Source organism: Pseudomonas fluorescens (genome assembly GCF_001623525.1).
Taxonomy (GTDB): Bacteria; Pseudomonadota; Gammaproteobacteria; order Pseudomonadales; family Pseudomonadaceae; genus Aquipseudomonas; species Aquipseudomonas fluorescens_Q.
Genome location: NZ_CP015225.1, coordinates 5090937 through 5106097, shown reverse-complemented (window position 1 = coordinate 5106097; position 15161 = coordinate 5090937). Strand labels below are relative to the sequence as shown.

Below are 15161 nucleotides of genomic sequence, written 5' to 3'. Positions count from 1 at the left end.
TGCACTGACCACTGAAATCGAAAGGCAGGCCTATGCAGCGGCTGTATCGGAAACGCATCGTTCTGGGCGTCGGCGGCGGCATTGCCGCCTACAAGAGCGCCGAGCTGGTTCGCAGGCTTATCGACCAGGGCGCGGAAGTACGGGTCGTCATGACCCGCGGTGGCAGCGAGTTCATTACCCCGCTGACCATGCAAGCCCTATCCGGGCACCCGGTCCACCTGGATTTGCTCGACCCGGCGGCCGAAGCCGCCATGGGTCACATCGAACTGGCCAAGTGGGCCGACCTGGTGCTGATCGCCCCGGCCACGGCCGACCTGATCGCCCGTTTGGCCCAAGGCATCGCCGACGACCTGCTGACCACCCTGGTGCTCGCCACCGACGCGGTGGTCGCCGTGGCGCCGGCCATGAACCAGGCCATGTGGCGCGACCCGGCCACCCAGGCCAACCTGCAATTGCTCGAAAGCCGCGCCCTGAAAGTCTTCGGCCCCGCCTCCGGCAGCCAGGCCTGTGGCGATGTCGGCATGGGCCGCATGCTTGAAGCCACCGACCTGGCCCAGTGCGCCGCCGACTGCTTCCAGCGCCAGGCCCTGACCGGCAAGCACGTGCTGATCACCGCCGGACCGACCCAGGAAAACATCGACCCGGTGCGCTACATCACCAACCACAGCTCCGGGAAAATGGGCTTCGCCCTGGCCGAAGCCGCGGTAGAAGCCGGCGCCCGGGTAACACTGATCACCGGCCCCGTGCACCTGCCGACTCCGGACCGGGTCACGCGCATCGATGTGGTCAGCGCCCGGGACATGCTCGCAGCCTGCGAAGCAGCCATCCCCTGCGACCTGTTCATCGCCTCGGCGGCGGTGGCGGACTACCGCCCCGAAGTCGTCGCCCCGCAAAAATTGAAGAAAGACCCTACAAGCGGCGACGGCCTGCTCCTGCAAATGGTGCGCAACCCGGACATCCTGGCCAGCATCGCCACCCGCCCCGACCGCCCGTTCAGTGTCGGCTTTGCCGCCGAGACCGAACACCTGCTCGATTACGCCGCACGCAAGCTCAAGGACAAGAACCTCGACTTGATCGTCGCCAACGACGTGGCCAACCCGAGCATCGGCTTCAACAGCGAAGAAAACGCCTGCAGCGTGATCGACCGCCAGTTGCACGCCACACTTTTCGCCCAGACCAGCAAGAGCAAGATTGCCCGCCAGCTGATCACTTTTATCGCCGAACGTCTGAACCAGGTTTAATGTCATGCACGCCCTACAAGCCAAGATCCTCGACCCACGCATCGGCAACGAATTCCCGCTGCCGCAATACGCCACACCGGGCTCCGCCGGCCTCGACCTGCGGGCGATGCTCAAGCAGGACACGATCCTGGAGCCGGGCCAGACCCTGCTGATTCCTACCGGCCTGTCGGTGTACATCGGGGATCCCGGCCTGGCCGCGCTGATCCTGCCGCGCTCGGGCCTGGGCCATAAGCACGGCATCGTGCTGGGCAACCTGGTGGGCCTGATCGACTCCGACTATCAAGGCGAACTGATGGTGTCGTGCTGGAACCGCGGCCAAACAGCCTTCAACATTGCCGTGGGCGAACGCATCGCGCAGCTGGTGCTGGTGCCGGTGGTCCAGGCCCACTTCGAACTGGTCGAAGAGTTCGACGAAAGCCAGCGTGGCGCGGGTGGTTTTGGGCATTCCGGCAGCCATTGACCGGTGTTTTCAAGCCGGGCGTCCTGCCCGGCCCGTTTGTGAAGCTTGTGTTTCAGGACAAAAAATGCGCAATGGCTTTCTGCTAGGTTTCCCATCCGGAATCAACGTATTAGGCGAGCGAGGCCGGGGTAACGCTGTCTCATGGCATTTTCCCACCACGAACTCTCTGTCAAAAACGCCGTCATACCCTTCAGCTTGAGCCTGCCGACGCGACCCGTCGGCCTGTCCAGTCACTTTCCTGATAGAGCGCCCCGCCCATGAACACCCCAGCCGCAATCGCCCCGATCTTCCCTGACAGCATCTTCCGCGCCTACGACATCCGTGGCGTGGTACCGGAAACCCTCACCGCCGAAACCGCCTACTGGATCGGCCGGGCCATTGGCTCCCAGAGCCTGGCCCAGGGCGAACCGAACGTGTGCGTCGGCCGTGATGGCCGCTTGTCGGGGCCTGAGCTGGTCGAACAACTGATAAAAGGCGTCGCCGACAGTGGCTGCCACGTCAGCGACGTGGGCCTGGTGCCGACCCCGGCGCTGTATTACGCCGCCAACGTGTTGGCCGGCAAGTCCGGGGTGATGCTCACCGGCAGCCACAACCCATCGAACTACAACGGCTTCAAGATCGTCATCGCTGGCGACACCCTTGCCAACGAGCAGATCCAGGCCCTGCACACCCGCCTCAAGACCAACGACCTGAGCAGCGGCCAGGGCAGCATCACCAAAGTCGATATCCTCGAACGCTACAACGACGAAATCGTCAAGGACGTGAAACTCGCTCGTCGCCTGAAAGTGGTGGTCGACTGCGGCAACGGCGCGGCTGGCGTGATCGCCCCGCAACTGATCGAAGCCCTGAACTGCGAAGTCATCCCGCTGTTCTGCGACGTGGATGGCAACTTCCCTAACCACCACCCGGATCCGGGCAAGCTGGAAAACCTTGAAGACCTGATCGCCAAGGTCAAGGAAACCAACGCCGACCTGGGCCTGGCCTTCGACGGCGACGGCGACCGCGTGGGCGTGGTGACCAATACCGGCAGCGTGGTGTTCCCCGACCGCCTGCTGATGCTGTTTGCCAAGGACGTGGTAGCGCGCAATCCGAACGCCGAAATCATCTTTGACGTTAAATGCACCCGTCGCCTGGTGCCGCTGATCAAGGAATATGGCGGTCGTCCATTGATGTGGAAGACCGGTCATTCGTTGATCAAGAAGAAAATGAAACAAAGCGGCGCCCTGTTGGCCGGCGAAATGAGCGGCCACATCTTCTTCAAGGAGCGCTGGTTCGGTTTTGACGACGGCATCTACAGCGCCGCGCGCCTGCTGGAAATCCTCAGCAAGGAAAAATCCACGGCCGAAGAGCTGTTCGCAACCTTCCCGAACGATATTTCTACGCCAGAAATCAATATCCATGTGACCGAAGAGAGCAAATTCAGCATCATTGATGCACTGCACGACGCTCAATGGGGCGAAGGCGCCGAACTGACCACCATCGATGGTGTGCGGGTCGACTATCCCCACGGCTGGGGCCTGGTTCGCGCATCCAACACCACACCGGTGCTGGTACTGCGTTTCGAGGCCGACAACGAGGCCGAACTGCAGCGCATCAAGGATGTGTTCCACACCCAACTCAAACGTGTTGCACCTGATCTCCAACTACCGTTTTGATTTTTTGAAGCACTACCGGAGCCCTGAATGACCCTCGAACGCGAAGCCGCCGCCAACACCGCCAAGGTCCTGTCCGAAGCGTTGCCTTATATCCGACGCTACGTCGGCAAGACCCTGGTGATCAAATACGGCGGCAACGCGATGGAAAGCGAGGAGCTCAAGACCGGCTTCGCCCGCGACATCGTGCTGATGAAGGCCGTGGGCATCAACCCGGTGGTGGTCCACGGCGGCGGCCCGCAAATCGGCGACCTGCTCAAGCGCCTGTCGATCGAAAGCCACTTCATCGACGGCATGCGCGTGACCGACGCGCAGACCATGGATGTGGTGGAAATGGTCCTGGGCGGTCAGGTCAACAAGGACATCGTCAACCTGATCAACCGTCATGGCGGCAGCGCCATCGGCCTGACAGGCAAGGACGCCGAGCTGATCCGGGCGAAGAAACTCACCGTGACCCGCCAGACACCCGAGATGACCCAGCCGGAAATCATCGACATTGGTCATGTGGGCGAAGTGGTCGGTATCAACACCGATCTGCTGAACCTGCTGGTCAAGGGCGACTTCATCCCGGTGATCGCGCCCATCGGCGTGGGCGCCAACGGCGAGTCGTACAACATCAACGCCGACCTGGTGGCGGGCAAGGTGGCCGAGGCACTGAAAGCTGAAAAGCTGATGCTGCTGACCAACATTGCCGGCCTGATGGACAAGACCGGCAAAGTCCTGACCGGGCTGTCGACCCAGCAGGTCGATGACCTGATCGCCGACGGCACCATCTACGGCGGCATGCTGCCGAAGATTCGCTGCGCGCTGGAAGCGGTACAGGGCGGCGTCGGCAGCTCGCTGATCATCGACGGCCGGGTACCGAATGCGATTCTGCTGGAGATCTTCACCGATACGGGTGTGGGTACGTTGATCAGCAATCGCAAGCGGCCTTAATACCGGAAACGCAACAGATCGCGACCTTTACAGCTCCAATTGGATTTTCGAGTTTGCGAAAATCCGTTAGGGCTGGCGAGGCTCGCGATTTTTTTTGCGCTCGAGAATGTCGAGGGAAGCTGGAGTTTCATCAAATACGCGCATTTCAACAAACGCTGAAACTGCCATATTTATTGAAAATACTGGAAGAATTTCACCAGTTGACCTATTTTCAACATTCGTTGAAAAGGGCTCCATCAATGAAAGATTTCGAAAAAAGCTCAAAAGAGGCGTTGTGCGATCTCCTGCGCAAAGTGCCAATCATCGAAATAAAAAGCCTGGAAGCCGCGCCGCAGACAAAATACTGGGCCCCCGATTTCATCGTTGAAATAGCCACATCGGGTAAATCTCGCTCTCTGGTCTGCGAGGTTAAAGCCAGTGGGCAGCCCAGATTTGTAAACGCAGCCATCCTTCAGCTTCGTGACTACATAACTGCGTGGGACATTGACGTCACCGCTATCGTAATCGCCCCCTATCTCTCGCCAGCTGCCAGGCAGGCATGTCGGGAAAAAGGTGTCGGCTACTTGGACCTTGAGGGTAATGCCTGGATTTCATTCGATGGCGTATTCATCGACCGTCAAGTTGCGGATAAGCCGCCAGCAGAACATAGAGAGCTGAAGTCACTCTTCAAGCCGAAGTCAGCACAGATCCTTCGTGCAATGCTGCGCGAACCGGCCCATGCATGGCGGGTAATTGAGCTCTCCGAAGTGGCCAGCGCAAGCTTGGGTCAAGTCAGCAATGTGCGTACCGCCCTGCTTGATCGGGAATGGGGGCAGGTAACAAGCAATGGATTATTCCTATGCGATCCTCAGGCCCTGCTGGATGCATGGGTCGAGGCCTACGAACCTCCATCGGGGGAGCGTAAAAAGTTCTATACCACCTTACATGGCAGCGCCCTGGAAAATGCAGCGCGGAGCGTTATTGGCGAACAGAGCTGCGGGCGCACGCTTTTCTCCTCGTTTTCCGCCGCGCAATGGCTCGCGCCCTATGCCCGTGTGGGCACGCATTACTTTTATGCCGACAGTGAAGGGTTGGATAAACTGATCGAAGCTCTACAGCTTGTCCCTGCGGCCAAGGGCGAAAATGTGGTGATCACCGTTCCCAGGGACGAAGGACTTTTACTGGACACCGTCGAAGCAGCACCCGGCGTGCTGTGCACCAGCCCGGTTCAGACCTATCTGGATTTGACGGTGGCCGGAGAACGCGCAAAAGAAGCTGCTGAGTATTTACGCCAGGAAAAATTGACATGGCCCCGTTAGTGCCGCAAGAGCCTCAATCTGCCTCGGATTATGAGGATAGGACTACGGCCGCAGTGAAGGCCGTGCTCGTCGAAATGGGCCAGATTCTGGGAAGTTTCAAAGGCAAGTTCGCAGTGATCGGAGGAGCGGTGCCATGGCTGCTCCTTGCCCATAATGACATGCCGCATGTGGGTACGCTCGACGTCGACTTGAGCCTAGATGCAGAAGCACTTGGCGATGGCGAGTACGCAACACTGGTCGAGGCCCTGATGGGCAATGGGTATGAGCAAAGAGGAGAGCTACGACGCTTCCAGCTCGTTCGCCAGGTTCCCGTGAACGATGGGGGCGCCCCGATAGATGTGATCGTGGATTTCTTGATGCCTCGCGATGCAGAGATCATCCAGAATAAACCGCCTATCCTGAGTGACTTTGCGGTTCAACGTGCCGATGGCGCCGATTTGGCAATGCGGTTCTATCAGATGGTCGCGATTGAAGGCCCCATGCCAACTGGCGGCAAAAATCGCGTCGAGGTTGCCGTTTGCTCTATCCCGGCACTGCTCGCGATGAAGGGCTATGCCCTTAATGGGCGACATAAGCAAAAAGACGCCTACGACATCTACTATTGCGTCCGTAATTATCCAGGTGGCATAGCGGCACTCGCTGAAGAATGCCGCCCCGTCATTGAAACCGGAAGTGGCGAACAAGGCTTCCTGCACATCTGCCAAAAATTTGATGTAGCCGACGGCTATGGCCCGACCTCTGTAAGGCGTTTCGTCGAAGACAGCCAAATCCTTGAGGATCGGACCCCGGACCAGTGGCAACAGGACGCGTTTGGACAAGTGGATGCTTTACTGCGCGCCCTTTGCCTTCGCAAGTGAGCGCCACTGAATAAAAGGCCCTGTCTCACAGGGCCTTTGGTTTTTCAGACACCAAACTGCGCCCGATAAGCCTCAACCGCCGGCAAATGCTGCTTGAGCTGCGGATCGTCGGCCAAAAACTCCAGCACCTGGTTCAGCGACACAATGCTGATCACCGGAATGCCGAAGTCACGCTCCACTTCCTGGATCGCCGACAGCTCACCGTTGCCGCGCTCCTGGCGGTTCAGGGCGATCAGCACGCCAGCGGCCTTGGCGCCTTCCTGGGCAGCGATGATCTGCATCACTTCGCGAATGGCAGTGCCGGCGGTGATGACGTCGTCGATGATCAACACGTCGCCGCTCAGCGGGGCACCCACCAGGCTGCCGCCTTCGCCATGGGCCTTGGCTTCCTTGCGGTTGAAGCACCAAGGCAAGTCGCGGTCGTGATGTTCAGCCAGGGCGACGGCGGTGGTGGCGGCCAGCGGGATGCCTTTGTAGGCTGGGCCGAACAGCACGTCGAACGGGATGCCGCTCTCGACGATCGCCGCCGCATAGAAACGACCCAGTTGCGCCAGGGCAGAACCGGTGTTGAACAGGCCGGCATTGAAGAAGTACGGGCTGGTGCGCCCGGACTTGAGGGTGAACTCACCGAAGCGCAAAACGCCGCGATCGATGGCAAAGCGAATGAAATCGCGCTGATACGCCTGCATGAAAAAAAGCCTCAAATACCGCGGATTTAGCTAAATAGGTACACGGCGTGTATCATACACGCACGTGATTTTTGGGGCCATTTATGCGGATCATCAGTGTGAACGTCAATGGTATTCAGGCTGCAGTCGAGCGTGGTTTGCTCAGTTGGCTGCAAGCACAGAATGCCGACGTCATCTGCCTGCAGGACACCCGCGCCTCCGCCTTTGAACTGGACGATGCAGCCTTCCAACTGGATGGTTACTTCCTTTATGCCTGCGATGCCGAAGTCCCCGCCCAGGGTGGCGTGGCTTTGTACTCGCGGCTGCAACCGAAGGCTGTCATCAACGGTCTCGGTTTCGAGACGGCGGACCGCTACGGGCGCTACCTGCAAGCCGATTTCGACAAGGTCAGCATCGCGACCTTACTGCTCCCTTCGGGGCAGAACGGCGATGAAGATTTGAATCAGAAATTCAAGTTGATGGACGACTTCGCCCGTTATCTGGATAAACAGCGGCGCAAACGTCGCGAGTACATCTATTGTGGCTCGCTGTACGTGGCGCAACAGAAGCTGGATATCAAGAACTGGCGCGACAGCCAGCAATCTCCTGGTTTCCTGGCGCCGGAACGGGCCTGGATGGACGAGATCATTGGCAACATGGGTTATGTCGACGCCCTGCGCGAAGTCAGCCGTGAAGGCGACCAGTACAGCTGGTGGCCGGACAACGAACAGGCCGAGATGCTCAACCTTGGCTGGCGCTTCGACTACCAGTTGCTGACGCCTGGCCTGCGCCGCTTCGTACGCAGCGCCCGCCTGCCGCGCCAGCCACGGTTCTCGCAGCATGCGCCGCTGATCGTGGATTACGACTGGACGCTGACCATCTAGCGTACCGGCGACATTCCCAGGTCGACCGAAAAAGAAAATGCCCGTATCGCAAGATACGGGCATTTTTTATGGCGAACGTTACCGCGCAGAACCTCAAGCCACGGCAAACAACGGCAGGGCAAGGTACAACTTGATGACGATGACGTTAATGATATCGATGAAGAACGCTCCCACCATCGGTACCACCAGAAACGCTATCTGTGAAGGCCCATAGCGCTGAGTCACTGCCTGCATGTTGGCGATGGCCGTCGGCGTGGCGCCCAACCCAAAACCGCAATGCCCTGCCGCCAAGACGGCTGCATCGTAATGACTGCCCATGATTCTGAACGTCACGAAAATCGCAAACAGCGCCATGACCAATGTCTGGGCCGCCAGGATAATGAATATCGGCAATGCCAGTGACGCCAGGTCCCACAACTTGAGTGACATCAAGGCGATAGCCAGAAACAGTGACAGGCTGACATTGCCAAGTACGGATACTTCTCGCTCAAAGACCTGATACAAGCCAAGTGCCGAAAGTCCATTGCGCAAGACCACCCCCACGAACAAGACACAAACGAACGTCGGCAACTCGAATGCGGTGTCGTGGAGCTGCCCATTCAAGAGCGTACCGGCCAGCAGGCTGACTGCAATCAGGGCGAGCGTCTCAATAAACGAAAACGGCGTAATCGAGCGCTCTTTGTTCGGCTGTTCGAAACCCTTGGGTATCCGGGGCTTTTCTGATTCAAGACCGCCGGGTGACTGAACACGCTTGATGAGCAGGCGCGCAACCGGCCCACCGATCAAGCCACCTAACACCAAGCCAAACGTCGCAGAAGCCATCGCAAGTTCGGAGGCAGAAGCCAGGCCGAACTTCTCGCTGAACACCGTCCCCCACGCCGCGCCAGTACCGTGACCGCCCGCCAAGGTGATCGAGCCAGTCAGCAACCCCATCAACGGATCGAGCCCCAGCACTGTTGCGAGCCCGACGCCCATGGCGTTCTGGACCACCAACAGGCCGACGACCGCCAGCAGGAAAATCCCAACCACGCGCCCGCCTTTCTTCAGGCTCGCGAAGTCCGCGCTCAGGCCAATCGTGGCAAAAAATGCCAGCATCAACGGTGTCTGCAATGAAGTATCAAATCGAACTTCAACTTCAAGCCCCCGCAAAGCCAGGAGCACCAGGGCAACTACCAGCCCGCCCGCTACAGGCTCAGGGATATTGTAGGCGCGAAGGAAACCAACACGCGTAACAAGTCCGCGCCCCAGCAAAAGCACCAGAGAGGCGGCGACAAGTGTTCCATAGAAATCGAGCTGAAACATGAGTGTTTATTCTTTGAACATATATTCAGGGGCGAACTTTTTACCTGGACACGCCTCTTGAACAGGTTGATTGCCTCAACACTGATTGGCTTTGAATTCAAGGACCTTCAATGGCCTGAATATATCGAAATATTTCTGAAGGAATATAACTTGGCGCAACTCTATCAATCGAAGCGTCTTATTGCCAAGCATAGAGACCGCACTAAAACCGTGCAGTTGTGACTAGAAGTGTAAGAGCGGAATATGCGCACAATAACTCGCTACGCAGTGGGAAACTGCACATAAAAAGAAACATTTATGACTTCAAAAAAGACAATGCCCCGATAGGCCGGGGCATTGTCCTTGGATCGCAGGGCTGATCGTTATTTGACCAGGCGCCAGGTAAACGGATACCGATACGGCTGCCCTTCATTGGCCTTCACGCCACCAATGATCGTCAGCACAAGCGCGCCGATGGCCACCAGGCCGAACAGGAAGAAGCCGATCACCACGACCATCAGCAGCAGGCTGATCGCCGAGGCAATCGCCACGGTGATCTGGAAGTTCAGCGCTTCCTTGCCCTGGGCATCGATGAACGGGTCGGACTCACGCTTGAGCTGCCAGAGCACCAGCGGCCCGATCAGCGTGCCGAACGGAATCCAGATCCCCAACAAGGCGGACAGGTGACAAAACATTGCCCATTGACGCGCCTCTTTGCTCGGCTGAGGCAGCAGGATTTGCTCATCACTCATGACACTCTCCTTGTCTTGAAGCGGGAATCGATCAGTCAGCCAAGGCGGCCTTTTGCAGTTCGAAGATCTCGTTCATGCCTTTCTTCGCCAATTCCAGCATAGCGTTCAATTCTTCTGGCTGGAACGGCGCGCCCTCGGCAGTGCCCTGGACTTCGATGAAACCGCCGGCACTGGTCATGACTACGTTCAGGTCAGTCTCGGCAGCGGAGTCTTCCAAGTAATCCAGGTCCAGCACCGGCTCGCCCTGGTACATGCCCACGGACACAGCGGCGATCATTTGCTTGAGCGGGTCGCCGCCCTTGAGGCCGCCGCGCTTCTTGATCACTTTCAAGGCATCGACCAGGGCGACCATGGCCCCGGTGATGGAGGCAGTACGGGTACCGCCATCGGCCTGGATCACGTCGCAATCGACATACAGCGTCACGTCGCCCAACTTGGACATGTCCAGAGCGGCACGCAGCGAACGGCCGATCAAGCGTTGGATTTCCAGGGTACGACCGCCCTGCTTGCCACGGCTGGCCTCACGCTGGTTCCGCTCACCAGTGGCGCGCGGCAGCATGCCGTATTCGGCCGTCAGCCAGCCCTGGCCCTGCCCCTTGAGAAAGCGTGGCACGCCGTTTTCGACACTGACAGTGCAGATGACTTTGGTATCACCGAATTCGACCAGTACAGATCCCTCGGCGTGTTTGGTGTAGTTGCGGGTAATGCGGATCGAGCGAAGCTGATCGGCAGCGCGACCACTTGGACGTTTCATAGGGAATACCTGTACGGAGGACGGAAAACTGCCGAGCATTATAGAGCCGTGAATCGTCATAGGGCAGTCAAACGTCACTCGGCTCCAAAAAGCCGGCGCGAGCGAAGCCGCGCAAAGGCCTGCCCGACGGGTTGCAGCGCTTTGTCACATGCGCGTTTGGGGCATGCGCTTCACTGCGCTACAATCCTGCGCCTTTGCTGCCCTTCGGCTTTTATTCACAGATTCCAGGCCCCACCACCCGTTGTGGCCGCCTGCATTGCGAGGACCCTCCATGGTGCACAGCATGACCGCTTTCGCCCGCGTCGAAAAAGCCGGGGCCCAAGGCACGCTGAGCTGGGAACTGCGTTCGGTCAACAGCCGCTACCTGGAGCCGCACTTGCGCCTGCCCGAGTCTTTCCGCGACCTCGAAGGCGGCGTGCGCGAGGCGCTGCGCCAGGGCCTGTCCCGGGGCAAGCTGGAATGCACCCTGCGCTTCACCGAAGAAAGCACTGGCAAAGCCTTGCAGGTGGACCGTGAGCGCGCCGCGCAACTGGTCGCCGCGGCCGAAACCGTCGCCAGCCTGATCAAGCATCCTGCCGCCTTGAACCCACTGGAAGTCCTGGCCTGGCCCGGCGTGCTGGTGGGCGATGCGAGCGACCCCCAAGCGCTGAACGCCGAGGCGATGACGCTGTTCAATGAAGGCCTCAAGGAGCTCAAGGCCGGCCGCGAGCGCGAAGGCGCGGAGCTGGCCCGACTGATCAACGAGCGTCTGACCTCCATCGAAGAAGACGTCAGCACCCTGCGCGAACTGGTCCCGCAGATGCTCGCCACTCAGCGCCAGAAAGTCCTCGACCGCTTCACCGACATGAAGGCCGAACTGGACCCGCAACGCCTGGAACAGGAAATGGTCATGCTCGCGCAAAAGAGCGACGTGGCCGAAGAACTGGATCGCCTGAGCACCCACATCATCGAAGTTCGCCGGGTGCTCAAGTCCGGCGGTGCGGCCGGTCGCCGCCTCGACTTCCTGATGCAGGAGCTCAACCGCGAAGCCAATACACTGGGCTCCAAAGCCTTCGACCCGCGCAGCACCCAGGCGGCGGTCAACCTCAAGGTGTTGATCGAACAAATGCGCGAACAAGTGCAGAACATTGAGTAAGGCTAACGACATGACCCACAGCACCGGCACCCTCTACATCATTTCCGCGCCCTCGGGCGCCGGCAAGACCAGCCTGGTCAAGGCACTGATCGATGCCGAACCGCAGATCCGCGTCTCGGTCTCGCACACTACCCGCGCCATGCGTCCGGGCGAAGTGAATGGTGTGAACTATCACTTCGTCGACCGCGAAGAGTTCGTGAAGATGGCCGAACATGGCGACTTCCTGGAGCGCGCCGAGGTCTTCGGCAACCTTTATGGCACCTCGCAAAGCTATCTGCAGCAGACCCTGGACGAAGGCCATGACCTGATCCTGGAAATCGACTGGCAAGGCGCCGAGCAGGTGCGCAAGCTGATGCCCCAGGCTCGTTCGATCTTTATCCTGCCGCCAAGCCAGCAAGCCTTGCGCCAGCGCCTGACCAACCGTGGCCAGGACAGCGACGACATCATCGAGGGCCGGATGCGCGAAGCGGTCAGCGAGATGAGTCACTACGTCGACTATGATTACCTGATCATCAACGACGATTTTGCCCACGCGCTGGACGACCTGAAGGCGATTTTCCGTGCCAGCCAGCTGCAGCAGAAACGCCAGCAGCAACGTTTCGGCAAATTATTGGCCGAATTGTTGGGCTGAACAGCCCTTCCCAAAACCGCTGCGACGGCTTTACATTGGTAGTCGCAGCGCGCCGAGGGGTTTGGTTAAAAAATCAGCGCTTCCCTAAACGCTGGTGTTTTTTTAAACTGTCGAGTCCGCTCGCCCAACCGGGCAGCGCGCATATTGCATTCGCTCCGAGGAATACCATGGCCCGCGTAACCGTTGAAGACTGCCTAGAACACGTGGAAAACCGCTTTGAGCTGGTCATGCTCTCTACCAAGCGTGCCCGTCAACTGGCCACCGGCGGCAAAGAGCCATTGGTCCAGTGGGAAAACGACAAGCCTACAGTAGTAGCGCTGCGTGAAATCGCCGAGGGCCTGATGAGCTACGAGTTCATCGCCAACGCTGAAATCGTCGAAGACGAACCGCTGTTCGCAGCGTTCGAGGACGAGTCCAACGAGGCGGTCTAAGCCTATGCCTGGTCGACGTAGCACGGCGCGGGGTCACAGCAGACGGCAGGAGTCATCATCATGCCGAGCATAGACGCCCTCGCCGATCGCTTATCGGCCTACCTCGGCACGGACCAGGTCAATCTGGTCCGCCGAGCCTATTTCTACGCTGAACAAGCCCACGACGGCCAGCGCCGCCGCAGCGGTGAGGCGTACGTCACGCATCCCCTTGCGGTGGCGAATATTCTAGCCGACATGCACATGGACCATCAGAGCCTGATGGCGGCGATGCTGCATGACGTGATCGAAGACACCGGCATTGCCAAGGAAGCGCTGCAAGCGCAGTTCGGCGAAACCGTGGCCGAACTGGTCGACGGGGTCAGCAAGCTGACCCAGATGAACTTCGAGACCAAGGCCGAGGCCCAGGCCGAGAACTTCCAGAAAATGGCCATGGCCATGGCACGCGACATTCGCGTGATCCTGGTCAAGCTCGCCGACCGCCTGCACAACATGCGCACCCTGGAAGTGCTGTCCGGCGAAAAACGCCGGCGCATCGCCAAGGAAACCCTGGAAATCTACGCACCCATCGCCAATCGCCTGGGCATGCACGCGATCCGCATCGAGTTCGAAGACCTCGGCTTCAAGGCCATGCACCCGATGCGTTCGGCGCGGATCAACCAGGCCGTCAAGCGCGCCCGGGGCAACCGCAAGGAAATCGTCAACAAGATCGAAGAATCCCTGAGCCACTGCCTGGCCATCGACGGCATCGAAGGCGAAGTCAGCGGGCGGCAGAAACACCTCTACGGCATCTACAAGAAAATGCGCGGCAAGCGTCGGGCCTTCAACGAGATCATGGACGTCTACGCGTTCCGGATCATCGTCGACAAGGTCGACACCTGCTATCGCGTGCTGGGAGCTGTACATAATTTGTACAAACCGTTGCCGGGGCGCTTCAAGGATTACATCGCGATTCCCAAGGCCAACGGCTATCAGTCGCTGCACACCACGCTGTTCGGCATGCACGGCGTACCCATCGAAATCCAGATCCGCACCCGCGAAATGGAAGAGATGGCCAACAACGGCATCGCCGCCCATTGGCTGTACAAATCCAGCGGCGACGAACAACCCAAGAGCACCCATGCCCGCGCCCGGCAGTGGGTCAAGGGTGTGCTGGAAATGCAGCAGCGTGCCGGCAACTCCCTGGAGTTCATCGAGAGCGTGAAGATCGACCTGTTCCCGGACGAGGTCTACGTCTTTACGCCCAAGGGCCGGATCATGGAGCTGCCCAAAGGCTCCACGGCCGTGGACTTTGCCTATGCGGTACACACCGACGTCGGCAACAGTTGCATCGCGTGCCGGATCAACCGCCGCCTGGCACCGCTGTCCGAACCGCTGCAAAGCGGTTCCACGGTGGAAATCGTCAGCGCCCCGGGCGCACGACCCAACCCGGCATGGCTCAATTTCGTGGTCACCGGCAAGGCCCGCACCCATATCCGTCATGCCCTGAAACTGCAACGCCGCTCCGAATCCATCAGCCTCGGTGAACGCCTGCTGAACAAGGTATTGAACGGTTTCGACAGCTCCCTGGACAAGATCCCGGCCGAGCGTGTGCAACTGATGCTCAATGAATACCGCCTCGAACTGATCGAAGACCTGCTCGAAGACATCGGCCTGGGCAATCGCATGGCCTACGTCGTTGCCCGTCGGCTGCTCGGTGAAGGCGAACAGTTGCCAAGCCCCGAAGGTCCGCTGGCGATTCGCGGCACCGAGGGCCTGGTGCTCAGTTATGCCAAGTGCTGTACGCCGATCCCGGGCGACCCGATTGTCGGCCATTTGTCCGCCGGCAAAGGGATGGTGGTGCACCTGGACAACTGCCGCAACATCAGCGAAATCCGTCATAACCCGGAAAAATGCATCCAGCTCTCCTGGGCCAAGGATGTCACCGGCGAATTCAACGTCGAGCTGCGGGTCGAGCTGGAACACCAGCGTGGCCTGATCGCGCTGCTGGCCAGCAGCGTCAATGCCGCCGACGGCAATATCGAAAAAATCAGCATGGACGAACGCGATGGCCGCATCAGCGTCGTCCAACTGGTGGTCAGCGTGCACGACCGCGTGCACCTGGCCCGCGTGATCAAGAAACTGCGCGCCCTGACCGGCGTTATCCGCATCACCCGGATGCGCGCGTAGCCCATTCGTTATCAG

The 15161-nt window shown here is 59.4% G+C and carries 14 protein-coding genes and 1 pseudogene; 11 read left to right on the top strand and 4 right to left on the bottom strand.

What is annotated here, in order from left to right; genetic code table 11:
• The first annotated feature begins 32 nt into the window (after positions 1-32).
• From coaBC to TK06_RS21925, 6 genes and pseudogenes are all read left to right on the top strand, one after another.
• A complete protein-coding gene (gene coaBC, locus TK06_RS21950) occupies positions 33-1241 on the top strand; it encodes a bifunctional phosphopantothenoylcysteine decarboxylase/phosphopantothenate--cysteine ligase CoaBC (RefSeq protein ID WP_003206865.1) in 1209 nt (402 codons plus the stop codon).
• Between the two features lie 4 nt (positions 1242-1245).
• Complete coding sequence (gene dut / locus TK06_RS21945) at positions 1246-1701, top strand: dUTP diphosphatase (protein WP_003206867.1); 456 nt, start codon at positions 1246-1248, stop codon at positions 1699-1701.
• A gap of 251 nt (positions 1702-1952) precedes the next feature.
• Positions 1953-3356 (top strand): annotated as a pseudogene (locus TK06_RS21940) (phosphomannomutase/phosphoglucomutase); the annotation flags it as partial.
• A gap of 27 nt (positions 3357-3383) precedes the next feature.
• Positions 3384-4289 carry an acetylglutamate kinase gene (gene argB / locus TK06_RS21935; RefSeq protein WP_025216133.1) on the top strand — a complete coding sequence of 302 codons (906 nt, stop codon included), beginning with the start codon at positions 3384-3386 and terminating at the stop codon, positions 4287-4289.
• Positions 4290-4528: 239 nt separating this feature from the next.
• The gene (locus TK06_RS21930; RefSeq protein WP_063323802.1) at positions 4529-5587 is read left to right on the top strand and encodes a type IV toxin-antitoxin system AbiEi family antitoxin; all 1059 of its coding nucleotides are present in this window, start codon (positions 4529-4531) and stop codon (positions 5585-5587) included.
• Positions 5575-6444 carry a hypothetical protein gene (locus tag TK06_RS21925; RefSeq protein WP_063323801.1) on the top strand — a complete coding sequence of 290 codons (870 nt, stop codon included), beginning with the start codon at positions 5575-5577 and terminating at the stop codon, positions 6442-6444. The genes TK06_RS21930 and TK06_RS21925 overlap by 13 nt, the downstream gene beginning before the upstream one ends.
• A gap of 44 nt (positions 6445-6488) precedes the next feature.
• On the opposite strand, the gene pyrE is transcribed toward TK06_RS21925, so the two are convergent.
• A complete protein-coding gene (gene pyrE, locus TK06_RS21920; RefSeq protein ID WP_063323800.1) occupies positions 6489-7133 on the bottom strand; it encodes an orotate phosphoribosyltransferase in 645 nt (214 codons plus the stop codon).
• An 83-nt stretch (positions 7134-7216) separates the two neighbouring features.
• Here pyrE and TK06_RS21915 point away from each other — a divergent pair, with 83 nt between their 5' ends.
• Positions 7217-7996 (top strand): exodeoxyribonuclease III, encoded by a 780-nt coding sequence (locus TK06_RS21915; protein ID WP_013694557.1) that lies wholly within the window; start codon positions 7217-7219, stop codon positions 7994-7996.
• 93 nt (positions 7997-8089) lie between these two features.
• Here TK06_RS21915 and gltS read toward each other — a convergent pair whose 3' ends face one another.
• The 3 genes from gltS to rph form a co-directional block, all read right to left on the bottom strand.
• Positions 8090-9298, bottom strand: a complete 1209-nt coding sequence (gltS, locus tag TK06_RS21910) for a sodium/glutamate symporter (protein WP_063323799.1) — start codon at positions 9296-9298, stop codon at positions 8090-8092.
• 362 nt (positions 9299-9660) lie between these two features.
• On the bottom strand, positions 9661-10029 hold the full coding sequence (locus TK06_RS21905; protein WP_013694558.1) for a DUF4870 domain-containing protein: 369 nt from the start codon (positions 10027-10029) through the stop codon (positions 9661-9663).
• 31 nt (positions 10030-10060) lie between these two features.
• Complete coding sequence (gene rph, locus TK06_RS21900; protein ID WP_003177262.1) at positions 10061-10783, bottom strand: ribonuclease PH; 723 nt, start codon at positions 10781-10783, stop codon at positions 10061-10063.
• Between the two features lie 271 nt (positions 10784-11054).
• On the opposite strand from rph, the gene TK06_RS21895 reads away from it, so the two are divergent.
• The 4 genes from TK06_RS21895 (at position 11055) to spoT (ending at position 15146) form a co-directional block, all read left to right on the top strand.
• Entirely contained in the window at positions 11055-11918 is an 864-nt protein-coding gene (locus TK06_RS21895; RefSeq protein WP_063323798.1) for a YicC/YloC family endoribonuclease, read from the top strand.
• A gap of 10 nt (positions 11919-11928) precedes the next feature.
• On the top strand, positions 11929-12549 hold the full coding sequence (gmk, locus tag TK06_RS21890; RefSeq protein WP_003206877.1) for a guanylate kinase: 621 nt from the start codon (positions 11929-11931) through the stop codon (positions 12547-12549).
• A 167-nt stretch (positions 12550-12716) separates the two neighbouring features.
• Entirely contained in the window at positions 12717-12980 is a 264-nt protein-coding gene (rpoZ, locus tag TK06_RS21885) for a DNA-directed RNA polymerase subunit omega (protein ID WP_003177259.1), read from the top strand.
• 60 nt (positions 12981-13040) lie between these two features.
• The gene (gene spoT / locus TK06_RS21880; RefSeq protein ID WP_063323797.1) at positions 13041-15146 is read left to right on the top strand and encodes a bifunctional GTP diphosphokinase/guanosine-3',5'-bis pyrophosphate 3'-pyrophosphohydrolase; all 2106 of its coding nucleotides are present in this window, start codon (positions 13041-13043) and stop codon (positions 15144-15146) included.
• The last annotated feature ends 15 nt before the right edge of the window (positions 15147-15161 follow it).